Here is a 14043-nt window from a genome sequence, read left to right as displayed (position 1 = left end):
TCAGATCAGCCCCAGCCCGCTGAGCATCACCGCCAGTACCAACAGCGGCGTCACGTAGCGCAGCAGGAAGAACAACTTGCGCAGCAAGGCTTCGTTGGTGAGCGCGCCGTGGTTGGACAGTTCGGCCTTCATCTTGTCAAAGCCCCACACCCAGCCGACGAACAGGCACAGCGCGATGCCGCCGGCCGGCATGATCAGCTTCGAGCTTACTTCGTCAAACAGGTCGAACATGTTGAAGCCGAACAGCTTGAAGTCGGCCAGCAGGCTGCCGGAGAGCGCGCAGGTCGAGCCGATCAGCGCGAGCAGCAGCAAGGTTGCCACCACCGCCTTCGGGCGGCTGATACCGAAACGGCCGTTGAGTACCGATACCGGCACCTCGAGGATGGACAGCATCGCGCCGGTCGCTGCGATCGCGGTCAGCACGAAGAACAGCACCATGAACACATGGCCGAACGGCATGCTGGCGAACACGGCCGGGATGGTGATGAAGACCAGCGACGGGCCGGCGGCCGGCTCGAAGCCGAAGGAGAACACCGCCGGGAAGATCGCGATGCCGGCGAGCATCGACACGAAGAGGTCGGCCGCCATCACGCGCACCGTGGTCGCCGGGATGTTCTGGTCGTCACGGAAGTAGCTGCCGTAGGTGATCATCGTGCCCATGCCGATCGACAGCTTGAAGAAGGCGAGCCCCATCGCGGTCAGGATCACCGCACCGCTGATCTTGGAGAAGTCGGGCGTAAAGAGGAAGGACAGGCCCTCGGCCGCACCGGGCAGCATCAGGCTGCGCACGCACAGCACGATCAGGAGCAGGAACAGGATGGGCATCAGCTTCTTGGTCACCGCCTCGATCCCCTTGGAGACACCCATCAGCAGGATGCCGCCGATGAAGGCGAGCACCAGCCACTGCCAGAGCAGCGACTGTACCGGGTCGGAGACCAGCTGGCCGAACGCGGCCGAGGTGACCGCCGGGTCGCTGGAGAGGATGCTGCCGCCGATTGCCTTGAACACGTAGGCAAACACCCAGGCTGCCACCTCGGAGTAAAAGGCCATGATCAGGAAAGCCGCCAGCACGCCGAAGGCGCCGACCAGCCACCAGGGCTGTCCGCGCGGCGAGAACTGCACCAGGGTGGTCACCGCGTCACGTTTGGCGGCCCGGCCGAGCATGATCTCGGAAATCATCACCGGCAGGCCGACCAGCAGGGTCGCCAGCAGGTAGACGACCAGGAAGCCCGCGCCGCCGTTAGCGCCGGTCAGGTAGGGAAATTTCCAGATATTGCCGAGGCCGACGGCCGAACCGAGTGTCGCGGCGAGGACGCCGAAGCTGGAGGTGAAGCCGTCGCGGACGGCTTTGGCGGAAGCATCTTGTTGTGTCATGTCGGTGCTTGCTATTTGGTTGGATGGAATCTTGCCGCGCGAATTTAGCTTGGCCGCCGCGCGGGCGCAAACGGTTTCAGGCCCGCCGCTCGATCAGTTGCGCCGCCAGCCTGTCCAGCCAGCGGTCACACAGGGCGAGCTGGCTGCGCTCGACAAATTCGTCGGGCTTGTGCGCCTGCTCGATCGAGCCTGGGCCGCACACCACGGCCGGCACGCCCAGCCGGCTGAAATGGCCGGCCTCGGTGGTATACGCGACGCCGAGGCCGCTGCCGTGTTCGCCCTGCGCGGTCAGCCAGTCGCGTAGCGGGTTGTGCTCGCCGCTTTCGAAGGCGGGGCAATGCACCAGCGACTCAAACGCGATCGCGGATTCGGGCGCGGTCATGCGCATCTCTTGCTGCAGCCGTTCGGCCTCGGCGGCGACCTGCCGGTAGAAGTGCTGCGGATCGTCACCTGGCAGCCAGCGGCACTCGAAGATGAAGTCGCACGCGCGCGGCACGATGTTCGGTGCACTGCCTCCCGAGATCCAGCCCGTCTGCAGCGTGTTGTAGGGGACGTCGAACAGCGGCGCGCGCCGGCCCGCCTGCTTTTCGTTGTCGGCCAGGCGGCGGATGAAGCCCACCAGTTGCGCGGCGTACTCGATGGCGTTGACGCCCTGATGGGTCAGCGAGGAGTGCGCGGCGCGCCCATGCACCTGGCAGCGCCAGTGGGCGATGCCCTTGTGCGCGACGATGGCCTGCATCAAGGTCGGCTCGCCGACGATGCAGCCGGCCAGCGCCTCCCCGCTCTCGAGCACGTCGTCGATCATGCGCGACACCCCCAGGCAGCCGACTTCCTCGTCGTAGCTGACCGCGATCGCCAGCGGCAGTCGCTTGGCAACGCCGGCTTCGGCAAAACGCGCGAACGCCGCCAGCACGCAGGCGAGGAAGCCCTTCATGTCGGCGCTGCCGCGGCCAAACAGACGTCCGTCGCGCAAGTCGAGCTTGAACGGGTCGGACGCCCAGTGCTGCCCGTCGACCGGCACGGTGTCGCTGTGGCCGGACAGCACCACGGCGTCCTGCCCTGCCCCACCCAGCCGCGCGTACAGGTTGGCCTTGCCGCCGGTGTCGTCGTGCGTGAGGCGCACGCTCACGCCCAGCGCTTCGAGCTGGCCGGCCACCTCGTCGATCAGCGCGAGGTTGCTGTTGCGGCTGGTGGTATCAAAGGCGATCAGGCGGGCGAGCAGCTGCTCGCTGGGTGTCAGTTCGAACATGGCATCCGGGGGCGAAAGGATAGGCAGCCCTACCTTATCATGCGGGACTACGGTTGGGGTTGCTGTTAATCACTTTTGTCTATATAGTGCGAAGCCGTGGCGGGTCTCCCCGCATTGCACCGTAGTGAAACTGGTCAGGTCCGGAAGGAAGCAGCCACAGCTATCACGTGCAAGTGCCGGGGGTTAGGCTCGCCACCCTCACGTTCTACCCTCCTGTTGTACCCCTTCCTCTTGAAGAACCCTGGCTGTAACCCCACTTGAATTTTGTTATTGCGACGGAATGTTTCATTTCCGCGTCATTAAGCTCGTATACCGCTGTACTTCTACATTAGCCGTACCTAAAATTAGATCCAGATAATATTTCAGCACCCAACATGCATTGTACTTGGTCACTTGCTGATATTTGCTATGGTACAGGGTGTGCAACGCCCATAACGACAATTACTCTTTCATAAGCTGAGGAATTCACCATGAAACTCTTTGAAAAGATCGCGAACCCGCGCGAAATCCGCCGCAAACTTGGCCTGAACCAGCAGGAATTCTGGAGCCGCATCGGCGTGACCCAGTCCGGCGGCTCCCGCTACGAGAGCGGCCGCAACATGCCCAAGCCGGTACGCGAACTGCTGCGTCTCGTGCATATCGAGCAGATCGACCTGGCCAAGGTCAAGCGCGAAGACTTCGAGATCGTCGAGTATCTGAAGGAAACCCATCCGGACCTGTACAAGAGCCTGCGCAAGGCGGTGCGTGCCCGCATCGAAGCCCAGGAAGGCGAAGCGACCGACGCGGTCGGCGTGCACGGCTAAGCCGTCCGCATCATCGCCACGCAAAAGGCCCGCCCGGAACCACCCGGCGGGCCTTTTGCTGCGCTCGTCATGCCGCCAGGCAAGACCGGCGGCATGCACAAGGCCAGCTTCAGTCTTCTTCCTGACTACGCACCAGCAGCACCGGCACGTCCGTCAGCTTGAGCAGACCCTCGGCGACGCTGCCCATCAGGATATGCATCAGGCCGCTGTAGCCGTGGGTGCCCATCACGATCAGGTCGGCGCCCCACGCGTTGGCGTCATCCATCAGCACCGCGGAGATCTTGTCGCCCCAGCTCTCGAGGATCTGCATCTCCGGCTCGACGCCCTGCTCCCGCGCGACCTGCGACGCCTGCTCGAGCACCTGACCACCGGCCTGCTTGATCGAATCCTGCAATTCGCTGGCGTCGAGAAACTCCGTGCCACCCCAGCCGAATTGCGCGAGGTCGACCACATGCACCAGACGGACGCCGGCCTGCATAGTCTTGGCCAGCTGGCAGGCCTCGACCAGCGCCTGCTTGGACGTCTGGCTGTCGTCGACCGGGACGAAAATACGGTTGTACATTCTGCTCTCCTGAGGTTTCGTAATGCCTTATGAGACTAGTCTAACAAAACAGAATGCTCCGCACTTGATTCAGGTTAAGGACGCCCGTATTCTGCCCCGACCTCTTCCTGAACCTGCATCCCGCCATGGCCCGATTGCAACTGCCCGCCCCGTCGCCCATCCTGTTCGAGACCCGGCTTGAGGTCAGGATCGGCGACATCAACTACGGCGGCCACCTCGCCAACGATGCCGTGCTCGGTCTCGCGCACGAGGCGCGCGTGCGTTTTCTGAAGAGCCTGGGCTACAGCGAGATGGACGTCGAAGGGCTTGGCATCATCATGGCCGACGCGGCGATCTGTTACAAAAACCAGGCCTTTCACGGTGACGCGCTTTGCGTGCGGGTCGGCCTCGCCGACTTCAACCGTTATGGTTGCGACATCCTCTACCAGATTGTCGATGACAACGGCAGCAAGGAAGTGGCAAGATTGAAAACAGGGGTCGTGTTCTTCGATTACACGGCCCAGAAGGTAGCCCGCATTCCGGCGGCTTTCGCCGCCCGCTTCGCGGACCTGACTGGAGAATTGACTTGAACCGTTACGCGAACAACTCACCCGAAGCGATCGCCCGCCTGGTCGCCCTCTTCATGGTGACCGACGGCCATATGGACGAGCGGGAACTGGATACGCTCGAGAAGCTGCACGTGTACGAGCTGATCGGCCTGCCGCGCAAGCGCTTCTTGACCATCCTCACCGAACTGTGCGACGCCTTCGCGGACGCCGAGCGTGAAGACGGCTCGATCGCGCTGCTCGACAAGGAACGCGTCGACGACTACCTCTCGCTGGTGACCGACCGCACCAAGCGCCTGCTCACCTGTGCGCTCGCGCTGGATGTATGCAAGTCCGACGGCAGCATCGGCGACGCCGAGATGGCGCTGTTGCGCTACATGATGGGCAGCTGGCGGATCTCCCTGGATGACCTGGAAGCCGAGCTGATCCGCCGCTGAGCCCGCAGGTTATCCGACAGAGCCGCCCAAGGGCGGCTCTTTGCATGGACAGCCAGCGCAAGACACGACAAGGAAAACCGACCCATGAAGCAACGCTTTACCGGCAGCAGCCAGTATGTCGCCACCGACGACCTGATGCTCGCCGTCAACGCCTCGATCACTCTCGAGCGGCCCCTGCTGATCAAGGGCGAGCCAGGCACAGGCAAGACCATGCTCGCCGAGGAGATCGCGCGCGAGCTTGGCCGTGAGCTGATCGTCTGGCCGATCAAGTCGACGACCAAGGCACAGCACGGCCTGTACGAATACGACGCGGTGTCCCGCCTGCGCGACTCGCAACTGGGGGACGCGCGCGTCAACGAGATCCGCAACTACATCGTCAAGGGCAAGCTGTGGCAGGCGTTCGAGGCCGATACCGCGCCGGTGCTGCTGATCGACGAGATCGACAAGGCCGACATCGAGTTCCCGAACGACTTGCTGCGCGAACTGGACCAGATGGAATTCTTCGTGCACGAGACGCAGGAATTCGTGCGCGCGCGCGTGCGCCCAATCATCCTGATCACCTCGAACAACGAGAAGGAGCTGCCGGACGCCTTCCTGCGCCGCTGCTTCTTCCACTACATCCGCTTCCCGGAGCGCGACACCATGCAGGCCATCGTCGACGCGCACTACCCGGGGCTCGCGCCGCAGCTGGTCAGCGAGGCGCTCGAGCTCTTCTTCGGTATCCGCGAATTGCCGGGGCTCAAGAAAAAGCCGTCGACGTCCGAGTTGCTCGACTGGCTGCGCCTGCTTGACGCCGAAGCGGTCAGCACCGAGCAATTGAGGCAGAGCCAGGCCGCTCAGGCGTTGCCGCCGCTGGCAGGCGCGCTGCTGAAAAACGAGCAGGATACGCAGCTGTTCGGCCGCCTGCTGCAGATGGCCCGCCTGCGCCGGGGGGCCTGACATGGACTGGGCCGCGGCAAGGCAGGGCTTTTGCTCGACGCTCGCGCTCGCCGGGCGTAGCCCGGACACGCTTGCCGCGTATACGCGCGACATCGGCCTGCTGGCCTCTGCCTACCCCGACGTCGCGCCCGGGTGCCTTGGCCGCGCGCAACTCGCGCGCGAGCTCGCGCGCATGGCGCAGCGCGGGCGCTCGCCGCGCACCATAGCGCGCACCCTGTCGGCCTGGCGGGCCTTCCAGCGTTACCTGATCGACCAGGGCGCGCGTGACGACGATCCCTGCCACGGCCTCAAGGCACCCAAGGCGGCGTCCCGCCTGCCCAAGTCGCTGCCGGTCGAACGCACCATGCAGTTGCTCGACGCGTCGCAAGACGGCGACGAGGCACTGCTCGCACGCGACCTCGCGATGTTCGAGCTGTTCTACTCGGGGGGCTTGCGCCTGTCTGAGCTGGCCGGTCTGACGCTTGCCGACCTTGACCTCGCCGGCGACGCTGTCAAGGTGCTGGGCAAGGGCGGCAAGGAGCGTGTCTGCGCGGTCGGCGCCAAGGCGAAAGACGCGATCCGGGCCTGGCTTGCGCTGCGCGCGCCGATGGCCCGCTGCGACGCGCTGTTTGTCGGCGCGCACGGCGCGCCGCTGGGCAAACGGCAGATCCAGCTGCGGCTGGCCGCGTGGGCCCGGCAAAGCGGGGTGGGCCGCCACGTGCACCCGCACATGCTGCGGCACTCGTTTGCCAGCCACCTGTTGCAGTCGTCGGGCGACTTGCGCGCGGTGCAGGAGATGCTGGGGCACGCCAACCTGTCGACCACCCAGGTCTACACCTCGCTCGACTTCCAGCACCTGGCCCGCACGTACGACCAGGCGCACCCGCGCGCGCACCTCGCGGGCCGCACCCCCGTCTCAGCCGCCAAGCAGCCCGGCCGCCAGGTTGACGGTCAGTCCGAGGATGAACAGGTTGAAGACGAATGAGAGCATGCCCTGCAGCAGCACCAGCCGTCGCACGCGGGCGCTGGCGATGCCGACGTCGGCCGTCTGGTTGGTCGCCGCGATGGTGAACGAGAAATACAGGAAGTCCCAGTAGTCGGGCTCTGCCGGTTCGTCGGGAAACTGCAGGATGGGTTTGGCGGGGTCGGCAAGATAAAAGAGGTGCGCGTAGTGGACCGCGAAGCAGGTCGGCAGCAGCAGCCACGCGCTCGTGAGCGTGACGACAGTGAGCGCCACATGCCAGGCACCGTGACTGGCCATCGCAAGCTCGATGACGATCGCGGCGACGCTCATCAAGGAACCCGTGCAGACCAGGGCGAGCACCAGCGCGGCGCTTTCGTCCTCGCGTACCGCGTGGCGGCGGATATGGTGCGGCCGCGCGGAAAAGACGACCAGCCACAGGCCGATCAGGTAGGTCCACGCCGTGACGTTCCACGCGAGCAAGGCCCTGAGCAGCAGGGGGCTGTCGGCAGGCAGCAAGAACCACGCCGCCGCGCCCAGCGCCAGCGCGAAGGTGAGCCTGGGGCGCGTACCGACCAGGGCACGGACCCGCTGGGAAAACGACGCTTTACGCATGCGCTTGACCGGTGAAAAACCATATCGTACTGCGCAAGGGGTGGGCGGGTCATCCAATGCCGTTAGCGCAGTTGTTTAACTTGAGTCGCCGTTGCATGATGTTGTGATTGCTGCGGCAGTCTACGGGCGATGCGTGGCCAAGGCCGTGCAGCCCCTCACTTGAAGGCTTTGTTCAAACCATGCTGTTGATGATCGACAACTATGACTCGTTTACCTACAACCTCGTGCAGTACTTCGGCGAGCTCGGGCAGCGAGTGCGCATCCACCGCAACGACGAGATCACGCTCGACGAGATCGAGGCGCTCGCGCCCGACTACCTGGTGATCTCGCCCGGCCCCTGTTCGCCTGCCGAGGCGGGCATTTCGGTGCCGGCGATCCGCCATTTCGCGGGCAAGCTGCCCATCCTCGGCGTCTGCCTCGGCCACCAGAGCATAGGCGCGGCGTTCGGCGGCGAGATCGTGCACGCCAAGGAATTGATGCACGGCAAGGTGTCCGACGTGCACCACCGCGACCTCGGCATGTTCCGCGGCCTGCCCGACCCAGTGGTGTGCACCCGCTACCACTCGCTGGTGATCCGCCGCGAGACGATGCCGGATTGCCTGGAAGTGACCGCGTGGACCGACGACGGCGAGATCATGGGCGTACGCCACAAGACGCTGCCGATCGAGGGCGTGCAGTTCCACCCGGAGGCCATCCTCACCCAGCACGGCCACCGCATGCTGGAAAACTTCCTGACCGAATTCGCCCCCGCGGCACGCCAGCAACAAGGATGAAGCGATGATCACCGCCCAGGCCGCCCTCAACCGTCTGATCGACGGCAACGAACTCTTCTACGACGAGATGCTCGACCTGATGCGCCAGATCATGCGCGGCGAGATCCCGCCCGCGCTGACCGCGGCGATCCTGGTCGGCCTGCGCGTCAAGACCGAAACCGTGCTCGAGATCGCCGCCGCGGCCGCCGCGATGCGCGAATTCGCGACGCCGGTCCCGCTCACGCGCCGCGAGCACCTGATCGACATCGTCGGCACCGGTGGCGACAAGTCGCATACCTTCAATATCTCGACCACGGCGATGTTCGTGGTCGCCGCCGCCGGCGGGCGCGTCGCCAAGCACGGCAACCGCGCGGTCAGCTCCAGCTCCGGCAGCGCCGACGTGCTCGAGGCACTCGGCATCCGGCTGACGCTGAAGCCCGGGCAGGTCGGCCAGTGCATCGACGAGCTGGGCGTCGGCTTCATGTTCGCGCCCAACCACCACAGCGCGATGCGCCATGTCGCGCCGGTGCGCAAGGAGCTGGGCGTGCGCACCATCTTCAACATCCTGGGCCCGCTGACCAACCCGGCCGGCGCCGACAACCAGTTGATGGGCGTGTTCCACCCCGATCTCGTCGGCATCCAGGCGCGCGTGCTGCAGCAACTGGGCAGCCGCCACGTGATGGTCGTGCACGGCCGCGACGGGCTGGACGAGATCACCATCTCGGCGCCGACCATGGTGTGCGAACTGAAGGACGGCTGGATCCGCGAATACGAGATCGCGCCGGAAGACTTCGGCTTTGCGCGTGCGGAGCTCTCGGCGATCCGCGCCGAGACGCCGGAACAATCCCGCCAGACGCTGCTTGCGGTTCTTGACGGCGCGCACGGTCCGGCGCGCGACATCGTGCTCCTCAACGCGGGGGCGGCGATCTACACCGCCGGCCTCACCGACACGCTGCCGGACGGCGTGGGGCTCGCCCGCAGCGTGCTCGACAGCGGTGCCGCGCGTGCAAGGCTCGATCAACTGGTACAATTGAGCCAATCCCTCGCCGCATGAACTGACCGACGGCCGCCAGCAGGCGGCCGCCGCATTTTGGAAGCAAGACTGATGAGCCACTCGCTTAGCAAAGACATCTTCAAGGCCTACGACATCCGCGGTGTCGTCGGCAAGACGCTGACCCTGGACGCGGCCCGCCTGATCGGCCAGGCGCTGGGTTCGCTCGCGCGCGAACAGGGTGTTGCCGCGCTGGTGGTCGGCCGCGACGGCCGCCTGTCCGGCCCCGACCTGTCCCGTTCGCTGTCCGACGGCATCCGCGCCGCAGGTGTCGACGTGATCGACGTCGGCCGTGTCGCCACGCCCATGCTGTATTTTGCCGCGTACGAGCTGGGCACCCTCTCCGGCGTGATGGTGACCGGCAGCCACAACCCGCCCGAGTACAACGGCTTCAAGATGATGATGGCCGGCGGCACGCTCTCCGGCGACGAGATCCAGGCGCTATTGCGCCGCATCGAGACGGGCGAGTTAGCTACCGGAGATGGCGGCTACCGCGAGCAGGACATCAGTGCCGCCTACCTTGACCGCATCACCGGCGACATCAAGCTCGCACGCCCGATGAACGTCGTCATCGACTGCGGCAACGGCGTCGCCGGCGCCTTCGCGCCGACGCTGTACCGCCGCCTTGGCTGCAAGGTGCGCGAGCTCTTCTGCGAAGTCGACGGCAACTTCCCCAACCACCATCCGGACCCGGCCAAGCCGGAGAACCTGCAGGACGTCACCGTGGCCCTGGCCAAGACCGACGCCGAGATCGGCCTCGCCTTCGACGGCGACGGCGACCGGCTGGGCGTGGTCACCAAGGAAGGCAACATCATCTGGCCGGACCGCCAGCTGATGCTGTTCGCCGCCGACGTGCTCGAGCGCAACCCGGGCGCGCAGGTGATCTACGACGTGAAGTCGACCCGCCTGCTCGCGCCGTGGATCCGCGACAACGGCGGCGTACCGGTGATGTGCCGTACCGGCCACAGTTTCATCAAGGCCAAGATCAAGGAGACCGGCGCGCTGATGGCCGGCGAGATGAGCGGCCACGTGTTCTTCAAGGAACGCTGGTACGGTTTCGACGACGGCCTGTACGCCGGCGCCCGCCTCCTGGAGATCCTCTCCAGGGTGGAAGATCCGTCTGCGCTGCTGAACGCGCTGCCCAACGCGGTGTCGACCCCCGAGCTCAACATCAAGCTCTCGGCCGAGGGCGAGAACCACGCGCTGATCGAGCGCCTGCAGCAGAGCGCGCGCTTTGACGGTGCTGAAGAGGTCATCACGCTGGACGGCCTGCGCGTCGAATACCAGGACGGCTTCGGCCTCGCGCGTGCGTCGAACACCACGCCGGTGATCGTGCTGCGCTTCGAGGCCGACAATGCCGACGCGCTCGAGCGCATCAAGGCCAACTTCAGGCAGGTGCTCGCCGCCGTCACCGACGCCGAACTGCCGTTCTGACGCGCCTGCCCTTCCCTTTGCGGGCGTGCCTGGGGCACGCCCTTCTCACTGGAAACGTAAAAACATGTACGAACAAGCCGCCAAGGAACTGACCACGGTACGCGACTTGCTGCGCTTTGCGGTGTCGCGCTTCAACGAGGCCGGGCTGAGCTACGGCCACGGCACCGACAACGCGCACGACGAAGCCGCCTACCTGATCCTGTCGCTGCTCAAGCTGCCGATCGACACGCTCGAGCCCTACCTCGACGCCCGCCTGCTGCCCAGCGAAGTGACGACCGTGCTCGACGCGATCGCACGGCGCGCGCTCGAGCGCGTGCCGGTCGCCTACCTCACGCACGAGGCGTGGCAGGGTGAATTCAGCTTCTACGTCGACGAGCGCGTGCTGGTGCCCCGCTCCTTCATCTACGAACTCCTGGGTGAGCCCCTCACGCCGTGGATCGAGCACCCCGAGCTCGTGCACCGCGCGCTCGACCTGTGCACCGGCTCCGGCTGCCTGGCCATCCAGCTCGCGCACCACTACCCGGACGCCGAAGTCGACGCGGTCGACATCTCGCTCGATGCGCTGGAAGTCGCCGCGATCAATGTCGAACACTACGGCCTGGATGAACAGATCCAGCTGATCCACACCGACATGACCGAGGGGCTGGAGGAGACGTACGACCTGATCGTCTCCAACCCGCCGTACGTGGACGAGGAGTCGGTCGACGAGCTGCCGCCCGAGTACCTGCACGAACCGGAAATCGCGCTGGGTTCCGGCCGCGACGGGCTCGACGCGACCCGCGTGATCCTCGCCGAGGCAAGCCGTCTGCTCAACCCCAAGGGCGTGCTGCTGGTCGAGGTCGGCCACAACCGCGACGTGCTCGAGGCCGCCTACCCGGCCCTGCCGTTCACCTGGCTCGAGACCAGCAGCGGCGACGGCTTCGTGTTCCTGCTCACCCGCGAGGAGCTGGTCGAAGCCGGCCTGTAAGCGCTGGGCTCGCAAGAAAAAACCGGGGCTTGCCCCGGTTTTTTCTTGGTCAGGCGGCGACCTCCTCGGAGCAGCGCCAGTCCTCAAGCCAGAGCTCGAGCGTCTCGGCCGACATCGGCGGCGAGATCTCGTAGCCCTGCCCGTCTTCGCACCCCAATTCGAGCAGCCGCTGCCAGATCGCCTGGCTCTCGATGCCCTCGGCCACCAGCCGGCGGCGGGTGTGGCCGGCGTAGGCAACCATGCTGCGGATGATCGCCTCGTTCTCGGGCGAGTCGATCAGGATGCGCACGAAACGCTGGTCGATCTTGATCGTGTCAAAAGGCAGTTGCTGCAGGTGCACCAAGGACGACGCGCCTGTGCCGAAGTCGTCGAGCGCGACGCGCAGGCCGAGTTCTCGGCAGCGCGAGAGCTTGCCGGCGATCTGCGTCGCCTCCTGCTGCGACAGGGTCTCCAGCACCTCGATCTCCAGCGAGTCCGCCTCCAGCGTATGGTGTTCGAGCAAGCCCTCGATGAGCGGCAGGAAGCTCTCGTGCTTGAGCGACAGCGCAGACACGTTGACGCTCATCGACAGCTTGCGCCCGGCCGACTGCCAGCGCGCAAGGCTGGCCACCGCCTCGGCGAGCACCCAAGCGTCGAGGCGGCGCATCAGGTCGCAGGTCTCGATCGCCGGAAAGAACACGCCCGGCGGGACGAAGCGGCCGTTTTGCCGCCAGCGCACCAGCGCCTCGACGCCGGTCACGCGGTGGCTGACCAGGTTGATCTTGGGCTGGTAGAAGAGCGCGAGCTCGCCCGCCTCCAGCGCCAGCGCAAAGTCGGCGCGCAGCTTGTGCAGGCGGCGGATCTCGATATCCATCGCCTCGTCGTAATAGTGCCAGCCGCCCCCGCCGCCTTGTCTTGCGCGGATCAGCGCGAGATCAGCCCGGCGCAACATCGCCGAGGCGTCGCTGCGTTCGCCCTTGTCGACGACGATGCCGGCGCTGACGGAAAGCTCGACCGACTCGATGCCCAGCTTGATCGGCAGCGTCAGCGCGGCGACCACCCGCTCGAGCACGGCGTCGACGGCTTCGCGGGCACTGTCGCCGTACACGGCAAAGCGCGCCGCGCCTATCCGCGCGGTGCCGCCGCAGTGCCGGCTCAGGCGGTCGAGCCGGCGCGCGCACTGGCGCAGCAACTCGTCGCCCTGCGCGTGCCCCAGACGCGCGTTCAGTTCGTGAAAACCGTCGAGCGCGACCACGATCAGCCAGCGCGCCGGCACCTGCAGCGCGTCGATCAGTTCGAGCAGGCGCTGCCGGTTCGGCAAGGCGGTGGTCAGGTCGTGTTGCGAAACATAGGTGAGCCGTTCGCTCGCCTGCGACTCGGGCTGTGCGGGGTTGCCCAGCAGGGCGGCAACAAGCTTGAGCTGGGCCAGCGTCTGCGCGTCGTTATCCAGCCCGGCCGCCAGCAAGGCAAAGCGCGGTGCGGGGCCGGGCGTGCCGACGCACAGCGCACCCTCGCCGTGCCAGGGCTGCCCGGCCGATGCCGCGTCGAGTGCGGCACGCAGCGCCGCGTCCGGCAGCAAGCGCTGCGCGCCGCTGACGCGGTGCGCGCCGGGCAAGGCGTAACAGGCAAGCGACATTCCGTGACGTTGGGCGCTGTCGCACAACAAGGCCGGGGTCAGCGCGGTGTCCAGGCCGGCCAGCTCCGCCAGCCAGCCAGGCGGCAAGGCGCGCGCGGCGGGGGCGGAAACGGTGTTCGATGCGAGCGAGCGGCAGGCGGACACCTGCATCAGCAGGTCGATCTGGATGCGGCGGCGGGCGGCTTCGCGCACTTCGCCGCGCACGGCCTCGTCGAGGCGCAAACCGTGCAGGGCCTGGTCGACGGCGCGCACATGCACTTCCGAGAGGCCGGCCAGCAAGGACGGGCACAGGCCGAGCTTGCCGTGGATGCGCCCCATCGCGGCTGCCCTTTCCTGCGCAGCGGCGTCCAGCGGGAGGGCAAACAACTGCTCGTGGTGGCGTTGCTGGCCGTCGATCAGGGCGCGCAGCGCCGGGCCGAGCTTGCGCGTCAGCGTCTCCAGCGGCGGTGCCGCTTCGAGCAGGTAGCCGAAATAGCGGTGGCCGAAGGCGTCGTCGGCGCACGCAAGATTCGCGCCGTGCTCGGCAAGGCAAGCCGCATGCGAAGCGCTGAAACCGACCAGACGGCACACCTCGTCCAGAACCGGCAAATTGGCTGTGATGGTTGTATTCATGTTGCCCTGCTGCTGCAGTGTCTTTTGTCTGGCGGGATGTGCGCGCCTGGCTCCTCCCGGCAAGGCGGCATGCCGCCGATTACCGATCGATGTATATTAAATCGCCACGGGGGCGGCTGTAAACAAATCTGGATAAAAGAAAAAGGGG

14 protein-coding genes and 1 other RNA gene are annotated in these 14043 nt (G+C 66.1%); 10 read left to right on the top strand and 5 right to left on the bottom strand.

The window, feature by feature from the left end; all coding sequences use genetic code 11:
• Both E5K04_RS00595 and argE read right to left on the bottom strand, forming a co-directional pair.
• Window positions 1–1374 carry a sodium-dependent transporter gene (locus E5K04_RS00595; RefSeq protein ID WP_136550957.1) on the bottom strand — a complete coding sequence of 458 codons (1374 nt, stop codon included), beginning with the start codon at window positions 1372–1374 and terminating at the stop codon, window positions 1–3.
• A 76-nt stretch (window positions 1375–1450) separates the two neighbouring features.
• Window positions 1451–2623, bottom strand: coding sequence for an acetylornithine deacetylase (argE, locus tag E5K04_RS00590; RefSeq protein ID WP_136550956.1), 1173 nt, complete (start codon window positions 2621–2623; stop codon window positions 1451–1453).
• 98 nt (window positions 2624–2721) lie between these two features.
• On the opposite strand from argE, the gene ffs reads away from it, so the two are divergent.
• Window positions 2722–2820: signal recognition particle sRNA small type (gene ffs / locus E5K04_RS00585), an RNA gene on the top strand.
• A 273-nt stretch (window positions 2821–3093) separates the two neighbouring features.
• Window positions 3094–3426, top strand: a complete 333-nt coding sequence (locus tag E5K04_RS00580) for a helix-turn-helix domain-containing protein (protein WP_136550955.1) — start codon at window positions 3094–3096, stop codon at window positions 3424–3426.
• Window positions 3427–3535: 109 nt separating this feature from the next.
• Here the strand turns inward: E5K04_RS00580 and E5K04_RS00575 are convergent, their stop codons facing one another.
• Window positions 3536–3988 carry a universal stress protein gene (locus E5K04_RS00575; protein WP_136550954.1) on the bottom strand — a complete coding sequence of 151 codons (453 nt, stop codon included), beginning with the start codon at window positions 3986–3988 and terminating at the stop codon, window positions 3536–3538.
• A gap of 125 nt (window positions 3989–4113) precedes the next feature.
• Between E5K04_RS00575 and E5K04_RS00570 the strand changes: the two genes are divergently transcribed.
• From E5K04_RS00570 to E5K04_RS00555, 4 genes are all read left to right on the top strand, one after another.
• Entirely contained in the window at window positions 4114–4557 is a 444-nt protein-coding gene (locus tag E5K04_RS00570) for an acyl-CoA thioesterase (RefSeq protein ID WP_136550953.1), read from the top strand.
• Complete coding sequence (locus E5K04_RS00565; protein ID WP_205700251.1) at window positions 4554–4970, top strand: tellurite resistance TerB family protein; 417 nt, start codon at window positions 4554–4556, stop codon at window positions 4968–4970. Before E5K04_RS00570 ends, E5K04_RS00565 begins: the two co-directional genes overlap by 4 nt.
• Before the next feature lie 84 nt (window positions 4971–5054).
• Entirely contained in the window at window positions 5055–5909 is an 855-nt protein-coding gene (locus E5K04_RS00560; RefSeq protein ID WP_136550952.1) for an AAA family ATPase, read from the top strand.
• Window position 5910: 1 nt separating this feature from the next.
• On the top strand, window positions 5911–6873 hold the full coding sequence (locus tag E5K04_RS00555) for a tyrosine recombinase XerC (protein ID WP_136550951.1): 963 nt from the start codon (window positions 5911–5913) through the stop codon (window positions 6871–6873).
• Here the strand turns inward: E5K04_RS00555 and E5K04_RS00550 are convergent.
• The gene (locus tag E5K04_RS00550) at window positions 6805–7464 is read right to left on the bottom strand and encodes a DUF1345 domain-containing protein (RefSeq protein ID WP_136550950.1); all 660 of its coding nucleotides are present in this window, start codon (window positions 7462–7464) and stop codon (window positions 6805–6807) included. The two genes, E5K04_RS00555 and E5K04_RS00550, sit on opposite strands and share 69 nt — an antisense overlap.
• 179 nt (window positions 7465–7643) lie before the next feature.
• Between E5K04_RS00550 and E5K04_RS00545 the strand changes: the two genes are divergently transcribed.
• The 4 genes from E5K04_RS00545 to prmB all read left to right on the top strand — a co-directional run bounded on the left by E5K04_RS00545 (window position 7644) and on the right by prmB (window position 11668).
• Window positions 7644–8237: an aminodeoxychorismate/anthranilate synthase component II gene (locus E5K04_RS00545; protein ID WP_136550949.1), complete on the top strand. Its 594-nt coding sequence runs from the start codon at window positions 7644–7646 to the stop codon at window positions 8235–8237.
• Window positions 8238–8241: 4 nt separating this feature from the next.
• Complete coding sequence (gene trpD / locus E5K04_RS00540) at window positions 8242–9270, top strand: anthranilate phosphoribosyltransferase (RefSeq protein ID WP_136550948.1); 1029 nt, start codon at window positions 8242–8244, stop codon at window positions 9268–9270.
• A 51-nt stretch (window positions 9271–9321) separates the two neighbouring features.
• Window positions 9322–10701 carry a phosphomannomutase/phosphoglucomutase gene (locus E5K04_RS00535; protein WP_136550947.1) on the top strand — a complete coding sequence of 460 codons (1380 nt, stop codon included), beginning with the start codon at window positions 9322–9324 and terminating at the stop codon, window positions 10699–10701.
• 64 nt (window positions 10702–10765) lie between these two features.
• A complete protein-coding gene (gene prmB, locus E5K04_RS00530; RefSeq protein ID WP_136550946.1) occupies window positions 10766–11668 on the top strand; it encodes a 50S ribosomal protein L3 N(5)-glutamine methyltransferase in 903 nt (300 codons plus the stop codon).
• Between the two features lie 49 nt (window positions 11669–11717).
• On the opposite strand, the gene E5K04_RS00525 is transcribed toward prmB, so the two are convergent.
• Window positions 11718–13895 carry a putative bifunctional diguanylate cyclase/phosphodiesterase gene (locus E5K04_RS00525; RefSeq protein ID WP_136550945.1) on the bottom strand — a complete coding sequence of 726 codons (2178 nt, stop codon included), beginning with the start codon at window positions 13893–13895 and terminating at the stop codon, window positions 11718–11720.
• Window positions 13896–14043: the final 148 nt, after the last annotated feature.

This window comes from Crenobacter intestini (assembly GCF_004919095.1).
Classification (GTDB): Bacteria; Pseudomonadota; Gammaproteobacteria; order Burkholderiales; family Chromobacteriaceae; genus Craterilacuibacter; species Craterilacuibacter intestini.
The sequence above is the reverse complement of the archived record's forward strand: the minus strand, read 5'-3'. Positions and strand labels throughout refer to the sequence as shown.

Bases quoted from the DNA above. Each gene is read 5' to 3' on its own strand.
- E5K04_RS00595 (WP_136550957.1), bottom strand. From the start codon at position 1,374: ATGACACAACAAGATGCTTCCGCCAAAGCCGTCCGCGACGGCTTCACC.
- argE (WP_136550956.1), bottom strand. From the start codon at position 2,623: ATGTTCGAACTGACACCCAGCGAGCAGCTGCTCGCCCGCCTGATCGCC.
- E5K04_RS00580 (WP_136550955.1), top strand. From the start codon at position 3,094: ATGAAACTCTTTGAAAAGATCGCGAACCCGCGCGAAATCCGCCGCAAA.
- E5K04_RS00575 (WP_136550954.1), bottom strand. From the start codon at position 3,988: ATGTACAACCGTATTTTCGTCCCGGTCGACGACAGCCAGACGTCCAAG.
- E5K04_RS00570 (WP_136550953.1), top strand. From the start codon at position 4,114: ATGGCCCGATTGCAACTGCCCGCCCCGTCGCCCATCCTGTTCGAGACC.
- E5K04_RS00560 (WP_136550952.1), top strand. From the start codon at position 5,055: ATGAAGCAACGCTTTACCGGCAGCAGCCAGTATGTCGCCACCGACGAC.
- E5K04_RS00555 (WP_136550951.1), top strand. From the start codon at position 5,911: ATGGACTGGGCCGCGGCAAGGCAGGGCTTTTGCTCGACGCTCGCGCTC.
- E5K04_RS00550 (WP_136550950.1), bottom strand. From the start codon at position 7,464: ATGCGTAAAGCGTCGTTTTCCCAGCGGGTCCGTGCCCTGGTCGGTACG.
- E5K04_RS00545 (WP_136550949.1), top strand. From the start codon at position 7,644: ATGCTGTTGATGATCGACAACTATGACTCGTTTACCTACAACCTCGTG.
- trpD (WP_136550948.1), top strand. From the start codon at position 8,242: ATGATCACCGCCCAGGCCGCCCTCAACCGTCTGATCGACGGCAACGAA.
- E5K04_RS00535 (WP_136550947.1), top strand. From the start codon at position 9,322: ATGAGCCACTCGCTTAGCAAAGACATCTTCAAGGCCTACGACATCCGC.
- prmB (WP_136550946.1), top strand. From the start codon at position 10,766: ATGTACGAACAAGCCGCCAAGGAACTGACCACGGTACGCGACTTGCTG.
- E5K04_RS00525 (WP_136550945.1), bottom strand. From the start codon at position 13,895: ATGAATACAACCATCACAGCCAATTTGCCGGTTCTGGACGAGGTGTGC.